Genomic DNA, 17,978 nt, shown 5'->3' on the forward strand with positions numbered 1-17,978 from the left:
CGCTTCGTCCCGGCCCTATGCACGCGGAGGATGGTCTACTTCGGCCAGTGGCCGCGCTTCTTGTAGCGCGGCTTCGGCAGACGCCAGCGGCGCAGCTGGATCGCGCGACTCCACGCGTAGGACCCGGTGCGCATGCCCTTGGCGACGGCCTGCTCGCCGTACTTGGCGACGAGCAGCTTCTTGAGCTTGCGCCACATCACGACGACGTCGACGATGATCGCGAACAGATACAGGTACAGCAGCGTCATCAGGATCATCGTGATCTGGATGCTGTAGGGGATCTGCCGCGCGAAGGCCGTGACGATGACGGACAGCACGAGGATGACGAGCGCCACCGGGATGAAGAACTCGCCGATGTTGAAGCGCGCGTCCACATAGTCGCGCACATAGACGCGCCAGGGGAGGCGTTCGGCCTTCGGCATGTTCTGCAGGTCGCCGGTGCGCATCGCCTCGTATTCGCGGTTCTCGCGCTCGCGCATGCGGCGCTTCGCCTCCTTGCGCTGTGCGGCGCTGTCCTTCGGCACGAGCGGTCGGATGTTCCTCGCCTGCGCGTCCTTGCGCTTCGGCGTCGGCCGTCCCTTGCCGGCCTGCTCGTCGCCGGACTGCGCGTTCTTGTCGTGCACGCTGCGCGCGACCTGTCCTTCGTTGCCTGCGTCCTTCTTGTTCACTGCCATGAGGCACGAGCGTACGTGAAGACATCGACGCCGCCGGCCGCGTCGCCGCCCTCGGCGCAGGGCGCGGCGCGGGGCGAGAGAGCCATCTACAATCGACATCGGAACATACGACCCGTAAGCGTCCGGACCGCCGGTGCGGCCGGCGGCGGCGAAAGGAACGACATGGAGATATCGGCGAAGGAGATTCGCGCGCGTGTGGCGGCGGACTGGCAGCAGATCATGGACGTCGTGCGTCAGAAGGTGGCGCTCAGATCGGTGTCCGCGCAGGGCATCACCGGCGACCATATGAAGGAGTCGGCGCAGTACGTCGCGCGGATCATGCGCGAGGTCGGCGTCGACGCGCGCGCCGTGCAGTCGCACAACCCCGACGGATCCGCCGGCGCATGGGAGGTCATCGGCTCGCTCGAAACGAATCCGGACGCGCCGACGGTGCTGCTGTACGCGCACCACGACGTGCAGCCCGTACCCGATCCGGACGAATGGGACACCGACCCCTTCGAGGTCACGCAGGTGGGCGACCGCCTGTACGGACGCGGCACCTGCGACGACACCGGCGGCATCGCGATCCACTACGGCGCGCTCAAGGCGCTCGGCGACGACCTCGGCGTCAACATCAAGATCTTCTTCGAAGGCGAGGAGGAGATGGGCTCGGCGAGCTTCATCCCCTTCATCGAGGAGCACCACGACGAATTCGACTCCGACGTGATCATCGTCGCCGACTCGGGCAACTGGGCGCCCGACGTGCCGTCGCTGACGACGTCGCTGCGCGGCAACGCGACCTGTGACGTGCATGTCAAGGTGCTCGAGCATCCGGTGCACTCCGGCCAGTACGGCGGCCCCGTGCTCGACGCGAACACGCTCGCGGCGATGCTCATCGCGAAGATGTACGACGAGGACGGCGCACTCGCGATTCCGGGCGTCGAGGGCGGCGAGCCGATCGGCGGCCTGCAACGCGACGTCGACGAGACGGACATGCGCGCGGCGGCGGGCGTCGTCGACTCCTACCGGCTCGCCGGCGACGGCTCGCTCGCCTCGCGGCTGTGGACGAAGCCGAGCGCGACCGTCATCGGCTTCGACGCGCATCCGGTCGACGGCTCGTTCAACGTGATCAGCCCGGAGACGACGTTCCGCGTCAGCCTGCGCGTCTCGCCGCTGCAGGACCCGCACGCCGCGATGAACGCGATGGTCGAGTTCTTCGAAGGCAATGCGCCCTTCGGCGCCGACGTGCACGTCACGCCGCTCGACGCCGGCATGGGCTGGGCGATGGACCCCGACTGCGAGGCGAGCGCCGACGCGGCCGCCGCGCTCGAGGAGGCCTTCGGCGTCGCGCCGGTGAACAAGGGCGAGGGCGGCTCGATCCCGTTCATCCCTCAGCTGCAGAAGATCTTCCCCGACGCGCAGGTGCTCGTCACCGGCCCCGAGGACCCGATCTCGAACGCGCACAGCCCGAACGAATCGGTGAGCGTCTCCGGACTCGAGAAGGACGTCGTCGCCGAGGCGCTTCTGCTTGATAAGCTTGGCAGGAACTGAAACCGCGGATGATCCCGAATGGGATCATCATGAATAAAGGAGAAGATCATCATGTCCATTGCCTCCATCATCGCCTCCATAGGTCTGGTATGCTCCATGCAGGCCGCGCCGGCCGTTTCCATGCAGGTCGGCACGATGACCGCCGCTGCGCCGACCACGGCCGAATCGGGCAGGGGCTGCAATGCGATCATGCATTGGCTCGGTCTATGTCTGGTCTGAGCGGCGGGAGGCAGATGGCATGATGTCGAAACCGCGCGGTACGAAGCGCATCTGGCACCCGTACAGGGCGTTCTTCATCATCATCTTCTCGCTGCTGTATGAGCTGAACGTATGGGTGTATGCGATGCCCAAGCCCTCCCCAGGCACCTTGGTGTGGCTGATGGCGGCCCAGGCCATCGTCGTATGCTGCTACTGGTTCCCGGTATGGGCGTCCGTCGCGGTGCTGCTGCTCAACGGCGTCGGCGAATACGCCATCCCCGGCTATGGGCAGTTCACGGCCTACTTCATGTTCCTCGCCGTGGTGCTGATCAGCTACAGGACGTCGGCCCGGATCGCCGCGGCCCTGTGGTTCGTCATGGCCGCATATACGTGCATAGAGACGAGCGTGCGGCCGGACGCCTTCTCCCTCTACGGCTGCACGGCGTTCTGCATGGTGTATCTCGTCATGGTCGTGGTCGGCCGGTTCCTGGCCTGGAATGACCAGCGCAACGAGCAGCTGCGCAGGACCGTGGAGCTCGAAGCCAAGGTCAGGCAGTTGGAATCGAACCAGTATCTGGCGGCCTATCTGCATGACGCCCTGTCCCAGGAGCTCGCCCTCATCGCCATGGAGGTGCAGCTGCGGAACGCCGATCCGAGCAGGTCCGACGACGAACGGTGGGAACACGTCGGGGAATACGCCGGCAACGCCCTGGACGACCTGCGTGAGATCATCATGAACCTGCGCGATGAGTCGATGTCGCTGCGCCTGTCCGAAAACCAGGACAAGGACATCGCCACGGTGCTGGAACATCAGGGAAGAGAGGGTGACGAGCTGCTGCACAGGCATGGATTCACCGGCGACACCGAAGTGGACGTCATACGCGACGCGGACGTCCATGACGGCGACGTCAGCGGACTGGTCACATTGATCTGCCACGAGGTCTATGTCAACATCCTCAAGCACGGCGACGCCGCCGGACGATACCGGGTGCGTATGGAGGAGACCGCCGCCCGCGTCCGCATCGACTACGAGAACGACATCGCCGAAGCGGACGAAACGAAGACGCACGGAGGCAACGGCATCCGCGCCCTGCGCTCGCTCATCACGTCGATGGGAGGCACGCTCAGCCATGACCGGGCGGACGGCGTCTGGAAGGGCCACGTCGAACTGCCGATCGGAGCGGATGCGCGAGCGCGCACGGCGCCCGCCGTCAATGCCCACTCAACAGCAGCCTGACGACGTTTTTGGGCGAGTCCATGCCGTATTTGGCGGCGATGCCGCGCATGTAGCCGCGAACGGTGGAAGCGCTCAGACCCATGCGCGCGGCGATGGTTGCGCTGTCCTCGCCGTACCGCCTCATCAATGCGAAGGTCGTTCGCTCCTGAGGTGTGAGTCGGCTGGACGGAGAAGAGAAGGGCCGGCATCCGGACTGCCCTGCCTGGTCGGGCGTCTCCACAATCGCGGCATGCGCGTCGCGGGCGGTCTGGAACCGGTAGTCGATTCATCGACGGTGCGGCATGCAGGCGCTACCGGTTGCCGCGGCGCAGCAGCAGACGCATGAGGTCGTTCGTCGTCGGCAGGCCGAGCTTGCGGCGTATCGCACGGATGTGGGTACGCACCGTCGACGGCTTGCTGCCGAGCTGGACGGCGATCTGCCTCGGGTCGTTGCCGTATTCGCCCATCAGACGGTACACGTTGCGTTCGGTCGGCGTCAGCACGTCCGGTATGTCGTCGTCCGCGGCCTCCGGGCGGGCGTCGTTCGCGAGCACGGCGCGCTGCGCCGCGTCCGGAGGCCGGTATCCCGGTTCGGCTCCGCCGCGCAGCAGCCGGTCGACCATCGCCAGCAATGTGGCGAGCTCCTCCTTGTGCACGAGCGCCTGGCCGCCCGCCTCCCTGAACTGTTCATCGTAATAGGCCTTCGGGAAGCAGGACATGCCGAGCACAGGCGTGCGTCCGTTGGTCCTGCGCAGCCTCGCGCACAGTTCGGGCCCCGATTCCTCGAACAGCTGCATGTCCATGACGACGAGGTCCGCGGCGTCGCATTCCTCGATGATGTTCTGTTCGGTGCCGCGCAGCTGGTGGATGATCGCCTGCGGATAGGCGAGCTTGATGAATCCGGCGACGCTCTCCGCGGCGCGCGGGTCGTTGTCCACGATGATGAACTGCATATCCGCCTTCCGTCCGGTGCGGCAAGCGGTTGTACGCCATGCCTCCCATAAGATCATACGGTACCGAGTACGACTATAGTCGCCGTGGCGACCGTCGACGCCATATGGGCGCCGCCACGTGCGCGTCGGCGTGGCCGGGCGCCCGAGGTCGTCGGGTCGCAATAGACTTTCGGGCGACACGGGGGCTGACGTCCCGCGCGATGACGTGTGCGCGCGGGACGTCGGCTGAGAGAGGGCGAACCTCGACCGATTGAACGTGAATCCGGACAATGCCGGCGCACGGACGTCGTAGATCTCCCGTGCCTGACCATCCATGGCGACCATCGCCATGGCGAGATTAGAAAGGCACAAGTTATGTCTGCTTCCGTCATCGAAGCGAAACCGAATATGAAATGGCGCGTCGTCGACATCGCCGTGGCATCCGTCATAGGCGTCGCGTCCGCGCTGATCTACTGGCTGGTCGCCATCTTCTCCACGGCCCCGTGGGGCTTCCTCGAGGCCGTCGTGCCGGGACTCGCCGGCGTCATCAACGGACTGTGGCTGTTCGCCGGACCTCTGGCGGCGGTCATCGTGCGCAAGCCGGGCGCGGCGCTCTACGCGGAGATCGTCGCCGGCGTGCTCGAGGCGCTCATGGGCAACATGTGGGGAGGCGTGAGCACCTTCCTCATCGCCTTCGTCCAGGGTCTGGGCGCCGAAATCGCCTTCGCGGTGTTCCTGTACCGCAAATGGAACCTCGGCACGACGGTGCTTTCGGGCGCGCTGAGCGGCGTCGGCTGCTGGGCATACTCCTTCTTCACGAACCTGCAGGCGATCGACGTGGGCAAGACGTACGGCGTCGTCTATCTGCTGGCGACCGTCGTCTCCGGCGCGCTGATCGCCGGCGTCGCGATGTGGTACCTCTATATCGCGATCGCGAAGACGGGCGCCCTCGACAACTTCGAATCGGGCCGCCGGATCCGCCGCGCGAAGAAGAAGCCGACGCTCGGCCGGTGACGCCACCGACGGCGGCCGCGAACGGGACGACGGCGAATCGTTACGGGTGGCCGTCGCTGCGGGTGGCCGTCGCTACGGGCGGTCTCCGTTACGGGTAGTCGTCGTTACGGGTGACAGCGCCGTTATGGGCGGTCGAATTGCTATGGGTAGCCGTTGCATCAGGCGGGACGGTTGGTCGAATCGTTACGGGCGGCAGCGTCGTTACGGGTGGTCGGATCGTTACGGGTAGCCGTCGCATCGAACAGCTGCATCCGTCGTCACGGGTGGCACATCGGAGGGTGCCGCCGACGTCACGGGATACGGCGGGGGATAAGCCGTATCCCATCGTGAGCCAACGCTTACGGGCAGCGCATCGGGGATGCCGCCCGTAAGGCCATGGTGGAGCGGACGTCATGCGATGAAGATCGGACGCCGGTCGGACGGACACGGCGACGGCGGCCGAGGCGGCATGCCATCGTTCGCCGCCCGTAAGAGGAGCGGTCGGCGGGATTCACCTCCGGCAATGGGCTGTATATGCCGCCGGTAACGCAAACGACGTGTCGCGCGACGCCATGCATTGTGCAGCCCGTAACATGACGGCGCGCGGCGACCGGCGCGCGGCGACCGGCGCGCGGCGACCGGCGCGCGGCATGGCGGCGTCCGCGGCGAAAAGAGCGCGTATCGTGACGACGAGTGCCGCCGGTAACGTTATGGACGGCGTTCGCGGGCACGTGTCGGCGGCGGACGCACAGCAAGTCAAGCGAAGGAAACGGATTCCAGTGTCCCAGACAATCGAACACACATCCACGTCGGCGACGCATGCGGGCGGCCGCGCGAACGACGGGGAACACACGGCGCGGCGCGGCGGCAGGCTGCGGATGCGCAAGTGGGGATACCGCCACGCGTCACGCGAATGCTTCGCCGTGCGCGGCCTCGACCTGACGATCGAGGCGGGCGAGCATGTGCTGCTGCTCGGCGCGTCCGGCATCGGCAAATCGACGATACTCGAAGGCGCCGCGGGGCTGCTCGGCGACGAGGACGCGGCCACGCTCGCCGAACACGACGGCGACGAGCCGGTCATGGACGCGGACGGCGGCGTCACCGAAGGCTCCATCGATATCGATGGCGTCGAAGTGCACCGCGCGCGCGGCGCCGTCGGCCTCGTGCTTCAGGATCCGGACGCACAGGCGATCTTCCAGAGGATCGGCGACAACGTGGCGTTCGGCCCCGAGAACCTCGACGCGCCGCGCGACGAGATATGGCGGCGCGTCGACGCGTCGCTCGCCGCGGTCGGACTCGGCGGACTGCAGCTCGACCGCTCCGTCATGCATCTGTCGGGAGGACAGATGCAGCGCCTCGCGCTCGCCGGCGCGCTCGCGATGGAGCCGAAGGTGCTGCTGCTCGACGAGCCGACGGCGAACCTCGACCCCGACGGTGTCGTGCAGATCGTCGGCGCCGTCGGCGCCGTCCTCGAGCGTACGGGATGCACGATGGTGCTCGTCGAACACCGCGCGGACCGCTGGATCGACCTCATCGACCGCGTCGTCGTGCTCGGACTCGAGAAGGACGACGACGAACGCGCCGTCAACCAGCAGGGATACGACGACGAGATTGCGCGCGACGGCTTCCGCAACACCGTCGTCATCGCCGACGGCACGCCGGACGAAGTCTTCGGCGACGACACGATCGACTTCGCCGAGCTCGGCATCTGGGTGCCGCAACGCTACCGGCGGCACGGCGACGAGATCGTGCGGATGCACGTCGACGGCGAACCCGACTGCGACCCCGCCACCGGTAGCGGCGACGTCGTGCTGAGCACCGACGACCTCGGCATCGGCAGGAACGGCGACGCCATCGCCGAACACATCGGCGTGGCGTTCTGCCCCGGGCAGATCACGGCGCTCGTGGGTGCGAACGGCGCCGGCAAATCGACGCTGTCGCTCACGCTCGCGGGACTGCTCAAGCCGGTCGTCGGACGCGTCGTCGCCGGAACGTCGCTCGCCGACGGCGCACGCGGCGCATGGCCGATCGACTGGAGCTCGACGGAGCTCGCGTCGCGCATCTCGTACGTGTTCCAGAACCCGGAGCACCAGTTCGCATGCTCGAGCGTGCTCGACGAGGTCATGCTCGGACCGCAGCGCACCGGCGTCGACGAGGAAACGGCGCAGGCGCGTGCGAAGGAACTGCTCGGACGGTTCCACCTCGAGCAGTACGCGGACGTGAACCCGTACACGTTGTCGGGCGGCGAGAAGCGGCGGCTCACCGTCGCCGCCGCGCTCGCCGCCGCACCGAAGGTGCTCATCCTCGACGAACCGACCTTCGGGCAGGACCGACGCACCTGGATGCAGATCGTGCGGCTCATCCTGGGACTGCGCGGCGACGGCGTGAGCATCATCGTCGTGACGCACGACCGCGAACTTGTGACCGCGCTCGGCGCGCGCGTCGTTGAATTCGTCGCAGACGCGCCGAGCTCGCATGACGATGCCGCCGATGCTGTGGATGTCGCGGATTGCGTTATGGGCGGCGCTCCTTCTAGCGTTGCCGCCGCCGGCTTTGTTACGGGCAGTAGTAGCACCGACGTCGTCGTCGCCGTCGCTGACGATGACGTCGATCGTGCTACGGGCGGCATCGTCGATGCGGCATCGGCTGTCGCTACCGGTAGCGGGATGGATGATGCCGCCGGCAACGATACGACGACGCAGCAGACGGAAGCGACGACGGCACGTCGTGCTGCCCGTAACGATACGTCGGCGCCGGCGGCGCGCGTGGATGTGGCGATGCACGGCGAACAGGTCGTGCGGGTGAGTCCGGTCAACGCACGGCACGACCGCATCAAGCCGGCGAGCCGATCGCCGTATCTGGCGTCGCTCAACCCGGTGTTCCGACTCGGCGGCGCGTTCCTGGCGTCGCTGCCGCTGCTGCTCAGCCTCGACTGGGTGTCGGCGGCGGTCGCGCTCGCGGCTGAATTCCTCGTGTTGCTGGCCATCGGCCTCACGCCGTGGCGCGTGATCAGATCGACATGGCCGATTTTCATCGGCGCGCCCGGTTCGGCGCTCGCCGTGCTGCTGTATGGCAAACAGGGCGGCGACGTCTGGTGGCAGTGGGGATGGATCGCCGTCACCGACCGTTCCGCGCAGCTGGCGCTCGCCACGGCGCTGCGCATTCTCGCGATCGGCATTCCGGCGATCATCGCCGTGCTCGGCATCGACGCGACCGATCTGGCCGACGGATTCAGCGAACTGCTGCATCTGCCCGACCGTTTCGTCTACGGCGGATTGGCCGGCATGCGGCTGTTCTCCGTCCTTCAGGATGACTGGACGGCGCTCACGGCGTCGCGGCGTTCGCGCGGACTCGGCGACGACAACAAATTCACCGCGTTCTTCCCGCAGGCCTTCGCGTTGCTCGTGCTGTCCATCCGCAGATCGACGACGCTTGCGACGGCGATGCAGGCGAGGGGATTCGGCGGCATCGCACCTCGCAGCCACGCGCGTGTGAGCGAAGTGCATGCACGCGACTGGTGGTTCCTTATCGGCTGCGCGGCGCTGCCGACGATCGCGCTGCTGAGCGCGGCGTTCGCCGGAACGTTCTCGTTCATGGGCAACTGAACGATCGCCGGGGATCAATTCGTCGAGCGCAATCGTCGTTCCGGCGTACCCCGGCGCTACCGGTAGTGGCTGGTCCGGTCTGCCGCCGGTAAGCGACGAGGACGCGGATCGCTTACCGGCAGCGGCAATGGATGCGCGCCGCTGGTAGGCGGTGACGATGCTGCTGCCGGTAGCGGTAAGCGCGCCTTGACGAATCGTTCAGCGCGGCTGCGGTTTCAGCTCGAACACCGTATCCGATTGCGCGGCGATCTGCGGGCTATGCGTGACGATGATGACGCAGCGGCCGTCCCTGTGCGCCAGGTCGGTGAAGATCTTCATGATGTCCGACTGCGTCGCACCGTCGAGATTGCCGGTGGGCTCGTCGGCGATGATGACGCGCGGGTCGTCGCTCAGCGCGCGGGCGATCGCCACACGCTGCTGCTCGCCGCCCGACAGATGCAGGATGCGTTCGTTCGCATACCGTTCGGGCAGATGCACGCGCCCGAGCAGTTCGAGCGCGATGTCCTTCTTCGGCCGGTCGAAGCGCTTACCGGATGCATCCATCGTCAGCATGATGTTCTCCAGCACGGTGAGCTGCGGCAGCAGGTTGAAGCTTTGGAAGATGACGCCGATATCGCGGCTGCGGTACCGGTAGCGGTCCATCGTCGCGAGATCCGTGCCGTCGAAGAGCACGGCGCCTTCGGTCGGCGTGGTCAGGTCGCTGATCAGCGACAGCAGCGTCGTCTTGCCGGCTCCCGACGATCCGACGATCGACGTCACCTCGCCGCGGTGGAATGACGTGCTGACATGGTCGACGACGCGCCTGCCGCCCTTTGCGTAGGCGTAGCTGACGTCGTCCAGGACGAGTATCGGCGTACGGGTGGCATCGTCATTGTTGTTTGCGTCCGTTCGCGACGCTGAGGGCTTCGTCATGATGTGCTCCTTTGGAATGTGCGAAATGTGCGATGTGGGATGTGAGAGATGAGATCGTCGGCGTCCGGATGCAGCGCGTTATTGGCGGCACTCGGCGGCATGTGCCGCCGGTAAGGGACGCACCGCCGCTAGGAGATGTGCCGCCGGTAAATAATGTGAGGCGCTACCGGTAGCACGGATGTGCCGCGTGCCGTCGGCGGCGCATCCGCAATCGTGTCCTGCGACGTATCGGAATCGTTATCGGCGACATAGCCGGAGTGCGCCACCGATAACGACGGCCGCCGCCGGGGCGACGGATGTCGGATGAACCGAACTATGGTCGGTGCCGAATTGAGGTCAGAATTGGTGCGATCATGAGCGGTCGGCCAGGATCTGCAACGGTTCGTAGCGCATGACGAACACCGCGGCCACGAGTGCCGCCAGTAACGTCAGCCCCAGACCGATGAGCAGCATCCATCCGAGCGTGGCCCAATCGACGGTCGCGTTGATTTTCGCGATCACCTGCGAGGCGTTGCCGAAACCGTCGCGCATGCTGTCCGGCTGCCGCCCATTGCCCATAGCGCCGTCCGTGGCATCTCCGCCATTGCCGCCCGTAGCGTCGTTCGACGCGTCGTCGGGATTGGTGCCGCCGGATGTGCCGCCCGTAGCGTCGTCGGCATCCGGACGTTGGCCAGGACCGGACTGCATGTCGCGGCCGAACTGGTCGCGCTGCTGGGCGATTTGGGCGCTTTGGGCCTCGACCTGAGAGGAGAGCAATGCGTTCGACACCGGCATCGACGCGGCAGCGCCGGCGCCCACGCCCACGGCGAGTCCGATGAGCGTCACGGCGAGCAGTTCGACCGCATACTGCGTCGCGACCTTGATCTTGTTCACTCCGATCGCCGTGAGCACGCCGATCTCGTACTTGCGTTCGCGGATGTTGAATATCGTCAGCACGACGAGTACGACGGCGCCGACCGCCAATACCACGATGAGCAGCGTCTTCGCGAACTTCGCGACGTTCTCTATCGGCAGCAGGCTCGATTCGTATCGCTGCACGTCCTGAGAGACGACCGTGTACTCGTCGCCGAGCCCCGCCTTCTTCACGCTGCGGACGAATTCGTCGTATCCGTCCTTGCCGTCGAACACGTAGGTGTAGCTGAGCGTCGCCGCACGCGTCTCGCGCGTGTCGCCATGCGCGTCGGTCACATCGATCGTCTTATCGGCGGTAAGGCCGAGCTTGTCGAGCGTGGACACGGAGGTGTAGATCGCGTTTGCCGGATCGTTCGTCGTCGACGTCATCGGGCCGCCCATCGGCGTCGACGAGTCGCTCGCGTCGCTGTAGATGCCCATGACCTTGAACGTGTACGTCGTGTCCTCGTCGGCGACGTTCGCGACGGTGATCGTGTCGCCGACCTTGATGTCGTTCGCCGCGGCGAGCGTCTCGGAGATGATGACATCGTTGTCGTCGCCGGCGTCGTATCCGAAGACATGGCCGTCGTCCATCGTGAAGGCGCCGTTCGGCGCGTTCGCGACGGCCTCGTCGCTGGAGAAGCCGATGAGCGAGAAATCGCCGACCGTCATCTGTGCTCCGGCATCGCCCCCTGCGTCCATGCCCGTGACTCCGTCGGGCATCTGCGGCGGATTGCGCTGTCCGTCGACGCCGTCGCCCGACTGTGCGCCGTCATTCGTGCCGTTTGACTGCTCCGACTGCTTCGAGCCCGTCTCCTCCTTGACGGTTCCGCCATTCGAGTCGACCGCATCGATGCCATCGTTTGCGACGGCGACGGCCGCCGTTTCGATGTAGTACGACGACTTGACGCCGTACGACGCCTTCGCGTATCGCTCGTAGTCGGCGAGCGTCAGTGTCTTGTCGGCGACCGACGCGCGCATCGCGTCCATGTCCGGTTTGCCGTCGGCGCCGTCGGAGCTGGATCGCGCTTCATCCATCAGTGCGCGACGGTCGAGCGTGATCTGCGCCGAGATCGTCGTATTCGCGAGTGCGTCGGTCCGTGCGCGCTGCGCCGCCTGTACGATGGCGAGCCCGATCGTAGCCGCTGCGGTGACGATCGCGACGATGATGATCATGAGCGCGCTGCGCCCCTTGTTTCTGGTGATGTTCTTCAGTGCGTTCCCGATGATGAACATGGCCGTCCTTCGGTGTTCCGTTGATCTGTTGGCTGTGCACGAACGGTTGTCGTATGCCGTCAGCGTAAAGTCCCGAGTTGGATGACGTCGGAGGAAACGCTGGAACGATGCCGAATCGTTGCCGACGGTTTTCTGGAAACCGACTGTGCTTTCCCTGACAGCCGCGTCCGCGCACTGCACGGCGGCGGCGCATGCGCCGCCGCCGTATGCGCCGTCGGCTGTTCACCACCCGTGGTCGCCGCCGCCGTCTCGTTACCGGTGGCATGTGGGCGCCAATCGACCCGCCGTCATCTCGTTACCGGCAGCAACCGTGCGATTGGTGGCATTCTCGTTACCGGCGGTGCCTTCGTCATCGGTGGCAGCGCGATCGCTTCGGCATCATGCGTCGCCGATGCGTTATCGGCGGCATGCTGCCCGTAAGGGGTGCTGCCCATAAGACGTAAGGGATGCTGCCCGTAAAGAAGAGCACCGCCTGTGGGAGGAGTCCGCTCCCTGTAAGACAAGCACCGTTCATAAGAGAAGGCGCGCCACCCGTAAGAAGGCGCACCACCCGTAAGAGGAACACCACCTGTGGGAGGTGTCGGCCGTCGCGCATCCGGGCGTCGTCGATGCGGCAGCGGGCTTACGGGCAGGACTGGGTATCACGGTAGTGTGGCGGGTATGCCGATCGACAACCATGTAATCACGAACACGAAGTCCGAACGCGTGCGCAGGCTCGTCGAGCTTGCATCCCGTAAGCACAGGGAGCACAGCGGACGGTTCATCATCGAGGGGCCGCAGGCGGTGCGCGAGGCGCTCACCTGGCAGCCGGACGTCGTGCGAGACCTGTACGTCGCGGCCGACGGCGACGCCACGGACGCGGCGTTCGCGAACGCGACCGTCGCGTCACTCGCCGGACTCGCGATGGGCGAGGGCGTCTACGTGCACAAGGTCACCCGTAGCGTGGTCGACCATGTGAGCCGGGACGCGCAGGGCGTCTTCGCCGTCGGCGACCTCGAACTGTGCCGCGAACGGCTGTCGGCGCTGCCTGAAACGCCACGGCCGTTCATCGCTGCGTTCTGGCAGGTGCGCGACCCGGGCAACGCGGGCACCGTCATCCGCAGCGCCGACGCCGCCGGATGCGACGCCGTCGTCTTCGTCGGCGACTGCGTCGATGTGTTCAACCCGAAGGTCATCCGCGCGACGACCGGATCGCTGTTCCATCTGCCGGTCGTGCGCATGGATGAGGACATGTTCTTCGCGACGTGCGCCGCCCGTAAGGCGAGCGTCGTCGCCGCCGACGTGTACGGCACCGAGCAGATGCCGCCCGTAAGCCTTCCGGACCTCGTGCGCCAGGGGGATGTGCTTGATGGCGCGAAGGTCGTGCTCTTCGGCAATGAGGCGCGCGGACTCGACGACGCGCTGCTGGCGCGCGCCGACGTCGTGTGCTCGATTCCGATCTACGGGAAGGCGGAGTCGCTCAATCTCGGCACGAGCGCGGCGGTCATGCTGATGACGCTGGCTATGTCGAGTCGTATTGAAAGAATGTGAAGTCGATAAAACGTTGGAATGACGCGATTTCGCGCCAGAAGACGCCTGTTGATGAAAGGTAACTCGTGGCAGGGAACACGCAATTCGATGCCGATGCGGTGCAGCAAGCCGTCGCCGAAGGCATCGCCGCAATCGAACAAGCCTCCAGCATGGAGGAGCTCAAGGCCATCCGCAGCAAGTACGCCGGCGCGCAGTCGGCGATGACGCTCGCCAGCAAGGCGATCGGCTCGCTCGACAAGGACCAGAAGAAGGAAGCCGGCAAGCTCATGGGCAAGCTGCGCGCCGACTTCGGCCGCGCGTACGGCACGAAGGAGACCACCGTCAAGGCCGCCGAGGAGGCTGCGGAACTCGCCTCCGAGACTGTCGACATGACGCTGCCGGTGCGCCGCAGGCCGCTCGGCGCGCGCCATCCGCTGCCCAAGCTCATGGAGGACATCGAGGACTTCTTTGTGGGCATGGGCTGGCAGATCTCCGACGGCCCGGAGGTCGAGACCGAATGGTTCGACTTCGACGCGCTCAACTTCGGCCCCGACCATCCGGCGCGCCAGATGCAGGACACCTTCTACGTCAAGGGCAATCAGGCGAAGGACGCCGCCGGCTTCGTCGGATCGAACATGGTGCTGCGCACGCAGACCTCCTCCGACCAGGTCCGCGGCCTGATCAACCACGGCGTCCCGCTGTACATCGCCTGCCCGGGACGCGTGTTCCGCACCGACGAGCTCGACGCGACGCACACGCCGGTCTTCCATCAGGTCGAGGCGCTCGCCGTCGACAAGGACCTGATGATGGCCGATCTCAAGGGTGTGCTCGACAAGCTCGCCGTGGCGATGTTCGGCCCGGAGGCGAAGAGCCGCCTGCGCCCGAGCTACTTCCCGTTCACCGAGCCGAGCGCCGAGATCGACCTGTGGTTCCCCGACAAGAAGGGCGGCCCCGGCTGGATCGAATGGGGTGGCTGCGGCATGGTCAACCCGAACGTGCTGCGCTCGGCGGGCATCGACCCGGACGACTACACCGGATTCGCGTTCGGCGTCGGCGTCGAGCGCACGCTGCTGCTGCGCCACGACATCAACGACATGCACGACCTCGTCGAAGGCGACGTGCGCTTCAGCGAACAGTTTGTGATGGGGGAGTGATACCCAATGCCAATGGTAGATATTGACTGGCTGCGCGACGACGTCGAGGTCCCGCAGGGCCTGACCTACGAGCAGCTCGCGAAGGACCTGGTCCGCGTCGGACTCGAGGAGGAGGAGATCCACACCTCGCAGCTGACCGGCCCGATCGTCATCGGCTACGTCGTCGACGCGACGCCCGAGCCGCAGAAGAACGGCAAGACGATCAACTGGTGCCACGTCGACGTCGGCGACGAGTACAACGACGTCGACGAGAACGGCAACAAGGTGCCGCGCGGCATCGTGTGCGGCGCGCCGAACATGAAGGCCGGCGAGAAGGTCGTCGTCACATTGCCCGGCGCCGTGCTGCCCGGCGACTTCCGGATCGAGCCGCGCAAGACCTACGGCCACATCTCCGACGGCATGTGCGCGTCGGAGCGCGAGCTCGGCCTCGGCGACAGCCACGACGGCATCATCCTGCTGCGCGACTACGGCTTCACGCCCGAGGAATACGACTCGCTCAAGCCGGGCGACGACGCGATGCACCTGCTGCACCTCGACCAGCCGATCCTCGAGATCAACGTGACGCCCGACCGCGGCTACGCGTTCTCCTACCGCGGCATCGCGCGCGAGTTCCACAACTCGACCGGCGCGAAGTTCACCGACCCGGTCGTCGCGCTCAACGAACGCGTCCCGCACGTCGAGAACACCGGGGACGCGAAGCGCGACGTCGACGTCATCATCGACGACGACAACCCGATCCACGGCGTCGTCGGCTGCGACCGCTACTACGCGCGCGCCGTGCACGGCTACCAGCCGGGCAGCACGACGCCGAACTGGATGCGCCGCAGGCTCACGCGAGCCGGCATGCGCTCGCTGTCGCTGCCGGTGGACGTCACGAACTACGTCATGCTCGAGCTGGGACAGCCGATGCACGCCTACGACCTCGACAAGATCGAGGGACCGATCGTCGTGCGCCGCGCGAAGGCCGGCGAGAAGCTGACGACGCTCGACGGCAAGGAGCACGACCTCGACCCCGAGGATCTGCTCATCACCGATTCCCCCAACGGGCAGCAGGGCTCGCGCATCCTCGGCATCGCCGGCGTCATGGGCGGCATGTACGGCGAGGTGACCGACGAGACGACGAACATCCTGCTCGAGGCCGCGCACTTCGACCCGATCACGATCGCGCGTTCGGCGCGCCGCCACAAGATCCCGTCGGAGGCCTCGCGCCGCTTCGAGCGCGGCGTCGACGACAAGCTGCAGCCGGCGGCCGCGCAGATGGCGAGCGAGCTGCTGGAGAAGTACGGCGAGGCGACGCCGTCGCTGACGCCGGAGGACGTCGACACGACGAAGCGCCGCACGCCGATCGTCTTCAAGGCGAGCGAGGTGAAGCGTCTGGCGGGCCTCGATCTGGACCTCAACGAGATCAACGGCATCCTCACCGACATCGGCTGCGTCGTCGGCGGCGGCGGCAACGGCGAATTCACGGTGACGCCGCCGTCGTGGCGCCCCGACCTGACCGAGGCGTGCGACCTCGTCGAGGAGATCGCGCGCATCTACGGCTACGACCGCATCCCGACGCGCGTGCCGCACGCGCCGGTCGAAGGCCACGTCGGACTGACCGCCGACCAGAAGCACAAGCGCCAGGTCGCCAACGAACTCGCCGAATACGGTCTCGTCGAAACGCTCAGCTACCCGTTCGTCGGACCCGCCGACTACAAGGCGTTCATGATCGACGCCGACAAGGTCGAGCCGGTGAGCGTGCAGATCGTCAACCCGCTCGCCGACGACCGCCCGTTCCTGCGCCGCGAGCTGCTGCTCACGCTCGCGCAGACGGTGCGCCGCAACCTGCGCCGCGGCATCGAGAACGTCAGCTGCTATGAGATCGGCCACGTCTACCTCGCCGACCCGAACGCGCCGGCGATCCCGGCGCTGCCGGGCGCCGTCAAGCCGACCGACGAGCAGCTCGCCGCGCTTGACGCCGGACTGCCCGAGCAGCCGCTGCACGTGGCCGCAATCATGACCGGCCTCGCCGAGGACGACGGATGGCTCGGCGACAAGCGCGCCGTCGACTGGAGCGACGCCGTCGAGGCGGCGCGCCGCGTCGCCAAGCGCCTCGGCGCCGACATCGTGCTCGACCAGCCGAAGGCCGAGGACGTACCCGCGCAGTGGCATCCGGGACGCGCCGCACGCATCGTCGCGGCCGGCGAAACCGTCGGATTCGTCGGCGAACTGCATCCGAAGGTCGACGACGAGCTCGGCTTCCCGCACCACACGGCCGCCTTCGAGATCGACCTGACCGTGCTGTTCGCGACGCTGAGCGACAAGCCGGTGCAAGCCAAGCCGATCTCGACGTTCCCGCCGGTCAAGCAGGACCTCGCGTTCACGATGCCGGATTCGCTGACCGCGCATGAACTCGAGGAGGCGATCCGCCAGGCCGCCGGCGACGTGCTCGAATCGATCGAGCTGTTCGACGTCTACGAAGGCGACCAGCTCGGCGAAGGCAAGAAGTCGCTCGCATACGCGGTGACCTTCCGCGCGCCTGACCGCACGCTCACGAGCGAGGACAGCGAGGCGATCCGCGCGAGGATCGTCGAACGCGCGGCGACGCTCGGCGCGCAGCTGCGCGCGTAGCGTCGCGAGGCGGGGACGTCGGCGTCAGAAGGACTCCTGCGTCCCCGCTGCCCGTTGTCGCTGCCTGTTGCACCCCGTCTGCCGGTTCTTCCGCCCAGTCTCAAACGCGTCGCGCTTGCGGTTCTTGTCGCACCGTGTCTTACGGGCGGTATGCGCTTACGGGCGGTATCGATTGCGCAGGACATCGTCTACGGGCGGCATGCGTCCGCCACGCAACGGGTGGCATCGGATGAGCGGCGCCTTACAGGTTGCATGCGCCGTCCACCCGATGATTGCGCTTACGGGCAGCACGTCACCCGGACGTTTTCTTCTACTGGTAGCGTGTGTAGCGATGAACGCCGGCAGCGCGACAGCCATGGAGCCGCGCGCCGAGAATCCGCGATGATGCCGCCCGTAACGTTTGGCTGGCTACGGGCGGCATCGTCGGTTGGATGACCGCGGACGGCAGGCGACGGTCGCCGATGGGCGAGATACGGCTACCCGTAGCGGGGAGGTCGGCGGCATCATATATGTCG

Annotated in this window: 14 protein-coding genes; 9 read left to right on the plus strand and 5 right to left on the minus strand. The window is 66.6% G+C overall.

Annotation, left to right across the window (positions count from 1 at the left end):
* Nucleotides 1-35: 35 nt before the first annotated feature.
* Complete coding sequence (locus BcFMB_RS06005; RefSeq protein ID WP_099721282.1) at nt 36-674, minus strand: DUF3043 domain-containing protein; 639 nt, start codon at nt 672-674, stop codon at nt 36-38.
* A gap of 162 nt (nt 675-836) precedes the next feature.
* On the opposite strand from BcFMB_RS06005, the gene BcFMB_RS06010 reads away from it, so the two are divergent.
* The 3 genes from BcFMB_RS06010 to BcFMB_RS06015 are packed head-to-tail and all read left to right on the plus strand — an operon-like array spanning nt 837 to nt 3,639.
* Nucleotides 837-2,204, plus strand: a complete 1,368-nt coding sequence (locus BcFMB_RS06010) for a dipeptidase (protein ID WP_024540855.1) — start codon at nt 837-839, stop codon at nt 2,202-2,204.
* Nucleotides 2,205-2,255: 51 nt separating this feature from the next.
* Entirely contained in the window at nt 2,256-2,423 is a 168-nt protein-coding gene (locus BcFMB_RS09555) for a hypothetical protein (RefSeq protein WP_157775144.1), read from the plus strand.
* Between the two features lie 19 nt (nt 2,424-2,442).
* Entirely contained in the window at nt 2,443-3,639 is a 1,197-nt protein-coding gene (locus BcFMB_RS06015; RefSeq protein ID WP_099721283.1) for a sensor histidine kinase, read from the plus strand.
* Here BcFMB_RS06015 and BcFMB_RS09560 read toward each other — a convergent pair.
* Together BcFMB_RS09560 and BcFMB_RS06020 are read right to left on the minus strand one after the other, a co-directional pair.
* Nucleotides 3,614-3,763 carry a hypothetical protein gene (locus BcFMB_RS09560; RefSeq protein ID WP_157775147.1) on the minus strand — a complete coding sequence of 50 codons (150 nt, stop codon included), beginning with the start codon at nt 3,761-3,763 and terminating at the stop codon, nt 3,614-3,616. The two genes, BcFMB_RS06015 and BcFMB_RS09560, sit on opposite strands and share 26 nt — an antisense overlap.
* 166 nt (nt 3,764-3,929) lie before the next feature.
* The gene (locus BcFMB_RS06020; RefSeq protein ID WP_198405397.1) at nt 3,930-4,571 is read right to left on the minus strand and encodes a response regulator transcription factor; all 642 of its coding nucleotides are present in this window, start codon (nt 4,569-4,571) and stop codon (nt 3,930-3,932) included.
* Nucleotides 4,572-4,925: 354 nt separating this feature from the next.
* Between BcFMB_RS06020 and BcFMB_RS06025 the strand changes: the two genes are divergently transcribed.
* Complete coding sequence (locus BcFMB_RS06025) at nt 4,926-5,564, plus strand: ECF transporter S component (RefSeq protein ID WP_024540858.1); 639 nt, start codon at nt 4,926-4,928, stop codon at nt 5,562-5,564.
* Nucleotides 5,565-6,421: 857 nt separating this feature from the next.
* Nucleotides 6,422-9,148, plus strand: a complete 2,727-nt coding sequence (locus BcFMB_RS09845) for an ATP-binding cassette domain-containing protein (RefSeq protein ID WP_232513914.1) — start codon at nt 6,422-6,424, stop codon at nt 9,146-9,148.
* A gap of 198 nt (nt 9,149-9,346) precedes the next feature.
* On the opposite strand, the gene BcFMB_RS06040 is transcribed toward BcFMB_RS09845, so the two are convergent.
* A complete protein-coding gene (locus tag BcFMB_RS06040; protein ID WP_099721285.1) occupies nt 9,347-10,060 on the minus strand; it encodes an ABC transporter ATP-binding protein in 714 nt (237 codons plus the stop codon).
* 351 nt (nt 10,061-10,411) lie between these two features.
* Nucleotides 10,412-12,187, minus strand: a complete 1,776-nt coding sequence (locus BcFMB_RS06045) for an FtsX-like permease family protein (protein WP_099721286.1) — start codon at nt 12,185-12,187, stop codon at nt 10,412-10,414.
* A gap of 81 nt (nt 12,188-12,268) precedes the next feature.
* Here BcFMB_RS06045 and BcFMB_RS09565 point away from each other — a divergent pair, with 81 nt between their 5' ends.
* The 4 genes from BcFMB_RS09565 to pheT all read left to right on the plus strand — a co-directional run bounded on the left by BcFMB_RS09565 (nt 12,269) and on the right by pheT (nt 17,463).
* Nucleotides 12,269-12,607 carry a hypothetical protein gene (locus tag BcFMB_RS09565; protein WP_157775150.1) on the plus strand — a complete coding sequence of 113 codons (339 nt, stop codon included), beginning with the start codon at nt 12,269-12,271 and terminating at the stop codon, nt 12,605-12,607.
* Nucleotides 12,608-12,847: 240 nt separating this feature from the next.
* On the plus strand, nt 12,848-13,717 hold the full coding sequence (locus tag BcFMB_RS06050; RefSeq protein ID WP_099721287.1) for a TrmH family RNA methyltransferase: 870 nt from the start codon (nt 12,848-12,850) through the stop codon (nt 13,715-13,717).
* Between the two features lie 65 nt (nt 13,718-13,782).
* Entirely contained in the window at nt 13,783-14,850 is a 1,068-nt protein-coding gene (gene pheS, locus BcFMB_RS06055; RefSeq protein WP_024540863.1) for a phenylalanine--tRNA ligase subunit alpha, read from the plus strand.
* Between the two features lie 6 nt (nt 14,851-14,856).
* A complete protein-coding gene (pheT, locus tag BcFMB_RS06060) occupies nt 14,857-17,463 on the plus strand; it encodes a phenylalanine--tRNA ligase subunit beta (protein WP_099721288.1) in 2,607 nt (868 codons plus the stop codon).
* Nucleotides 17,464-17,978: the final 515 nt, after the last annotated feature.

The sequence above is a fragment of the Bifidobacterium choerinum genome, assembly GCF_002761235.1.
GTDB lineage: Bacteria > Actinomycetota > Actinomycetes > Actinomycetales > Bifidobacteriaceae > Bifidobacterium > Bifidobacterium choerinum.

What these genes read in the sequence shown, in the direction of transcription:
- BcFMB_RS06005 (WP_099721282.1), bottom strand. Translation starts at nt 674, where the DNA reads ATGGCAGTGAACAAGAAGGACGCAGGCAACGAAGGACAGGTCGCGCGC.
- BcFMB_RS06010 (WP_024540855.1), top strand. Translation starts at nt 837, where the DNA reads ATGGAGATATCGGCGAAGGAGATTCGCGCGCGTGTGGCGGCGGACTGG.
- BcFMB_RS09555 (WP_157775144.1), top strand. Translation starts at nt 2,256, where the DNA reads ATGTCCATTGCCTCCATCATCGCCTCCATAGGTCTGGTATGCTCCATG.
- BcFMB_RS06015 (WP_099721283.1), top strand. Translation starts at nt 2,443, where the DNA reads ATGATGTCGAAACCGCGCGGTACGAAGCGCATCTGGCACCCGTACAGG.
- BcFMB_RS09560 (WP_157775147.1), bottom strand. Translation starts at nt 3,763, where the DNA reads ATGAGGCGGTACGGCGAGGACAGCGCAACCATCGCCGCGCGCATGGGT.
- BcFMB_RS06020 (WP_198405397.1), bottom strand. Translation starts at nt 4,571, where the DNA reads ATGCAGTTCATCATCGTGGACAACGACCCGCGCGCCGCGGAGAGCGTC.
- BcFMB_RS06025 (WP_024540858.1), top strand. Translation starts at nt 4,926, where the DNA reads ATGTCTGCTTCCGTCATCGAAGCGAAACCGAATATGAAATGGCGCGTC.
- BcFMB_RS09845 (WP_232513914.1), top strand. Translation starts at nt 6,422, where the DNA reads ATGCGCAAGTGGGGATACCGCCACGCGTCACGCGAATGCTTCGCCGTG.
- BcFMB_RS06040 (WP_099721285.1), bottom strand. Translation starts at nt 10,060, where the DNA reads ATGACGAAGCCCTCAGCGTCGCGAACGGACGCAAACAACAATGACGAT.
- BcFMB_RS06045 (WP_099721286.1), bottom strand. Translation starts at nt 12,187, where the DNA reads ATGTTCATCATCGGGAACGCACTGAAGAACATCACCAGAAACAAGGGG.
- BcFMB_RS09565 (WP_157775150.1), top strand. Translation starts at nt 12,269, where the DNA reads ATGACGTCGGAGGAAACGCTGGAACGATGCCGAATCGTTGCCGACGGT.
- BcFMB_RS06050 (WP_099721287.1), top strand. Translation starts at nt 12,848, where the DNA reads ATGCCGATCGACAACCATGTAATCACGAACACGAAGTCCGAACGCGTG.
- pheT (WP_099721288.1), top strand. Translation starts at nt 14,857, where the DNA reads ATGCCAATGGTAGATATTGACTGGCTGCGCGACGACGTCGAGGTCCCG.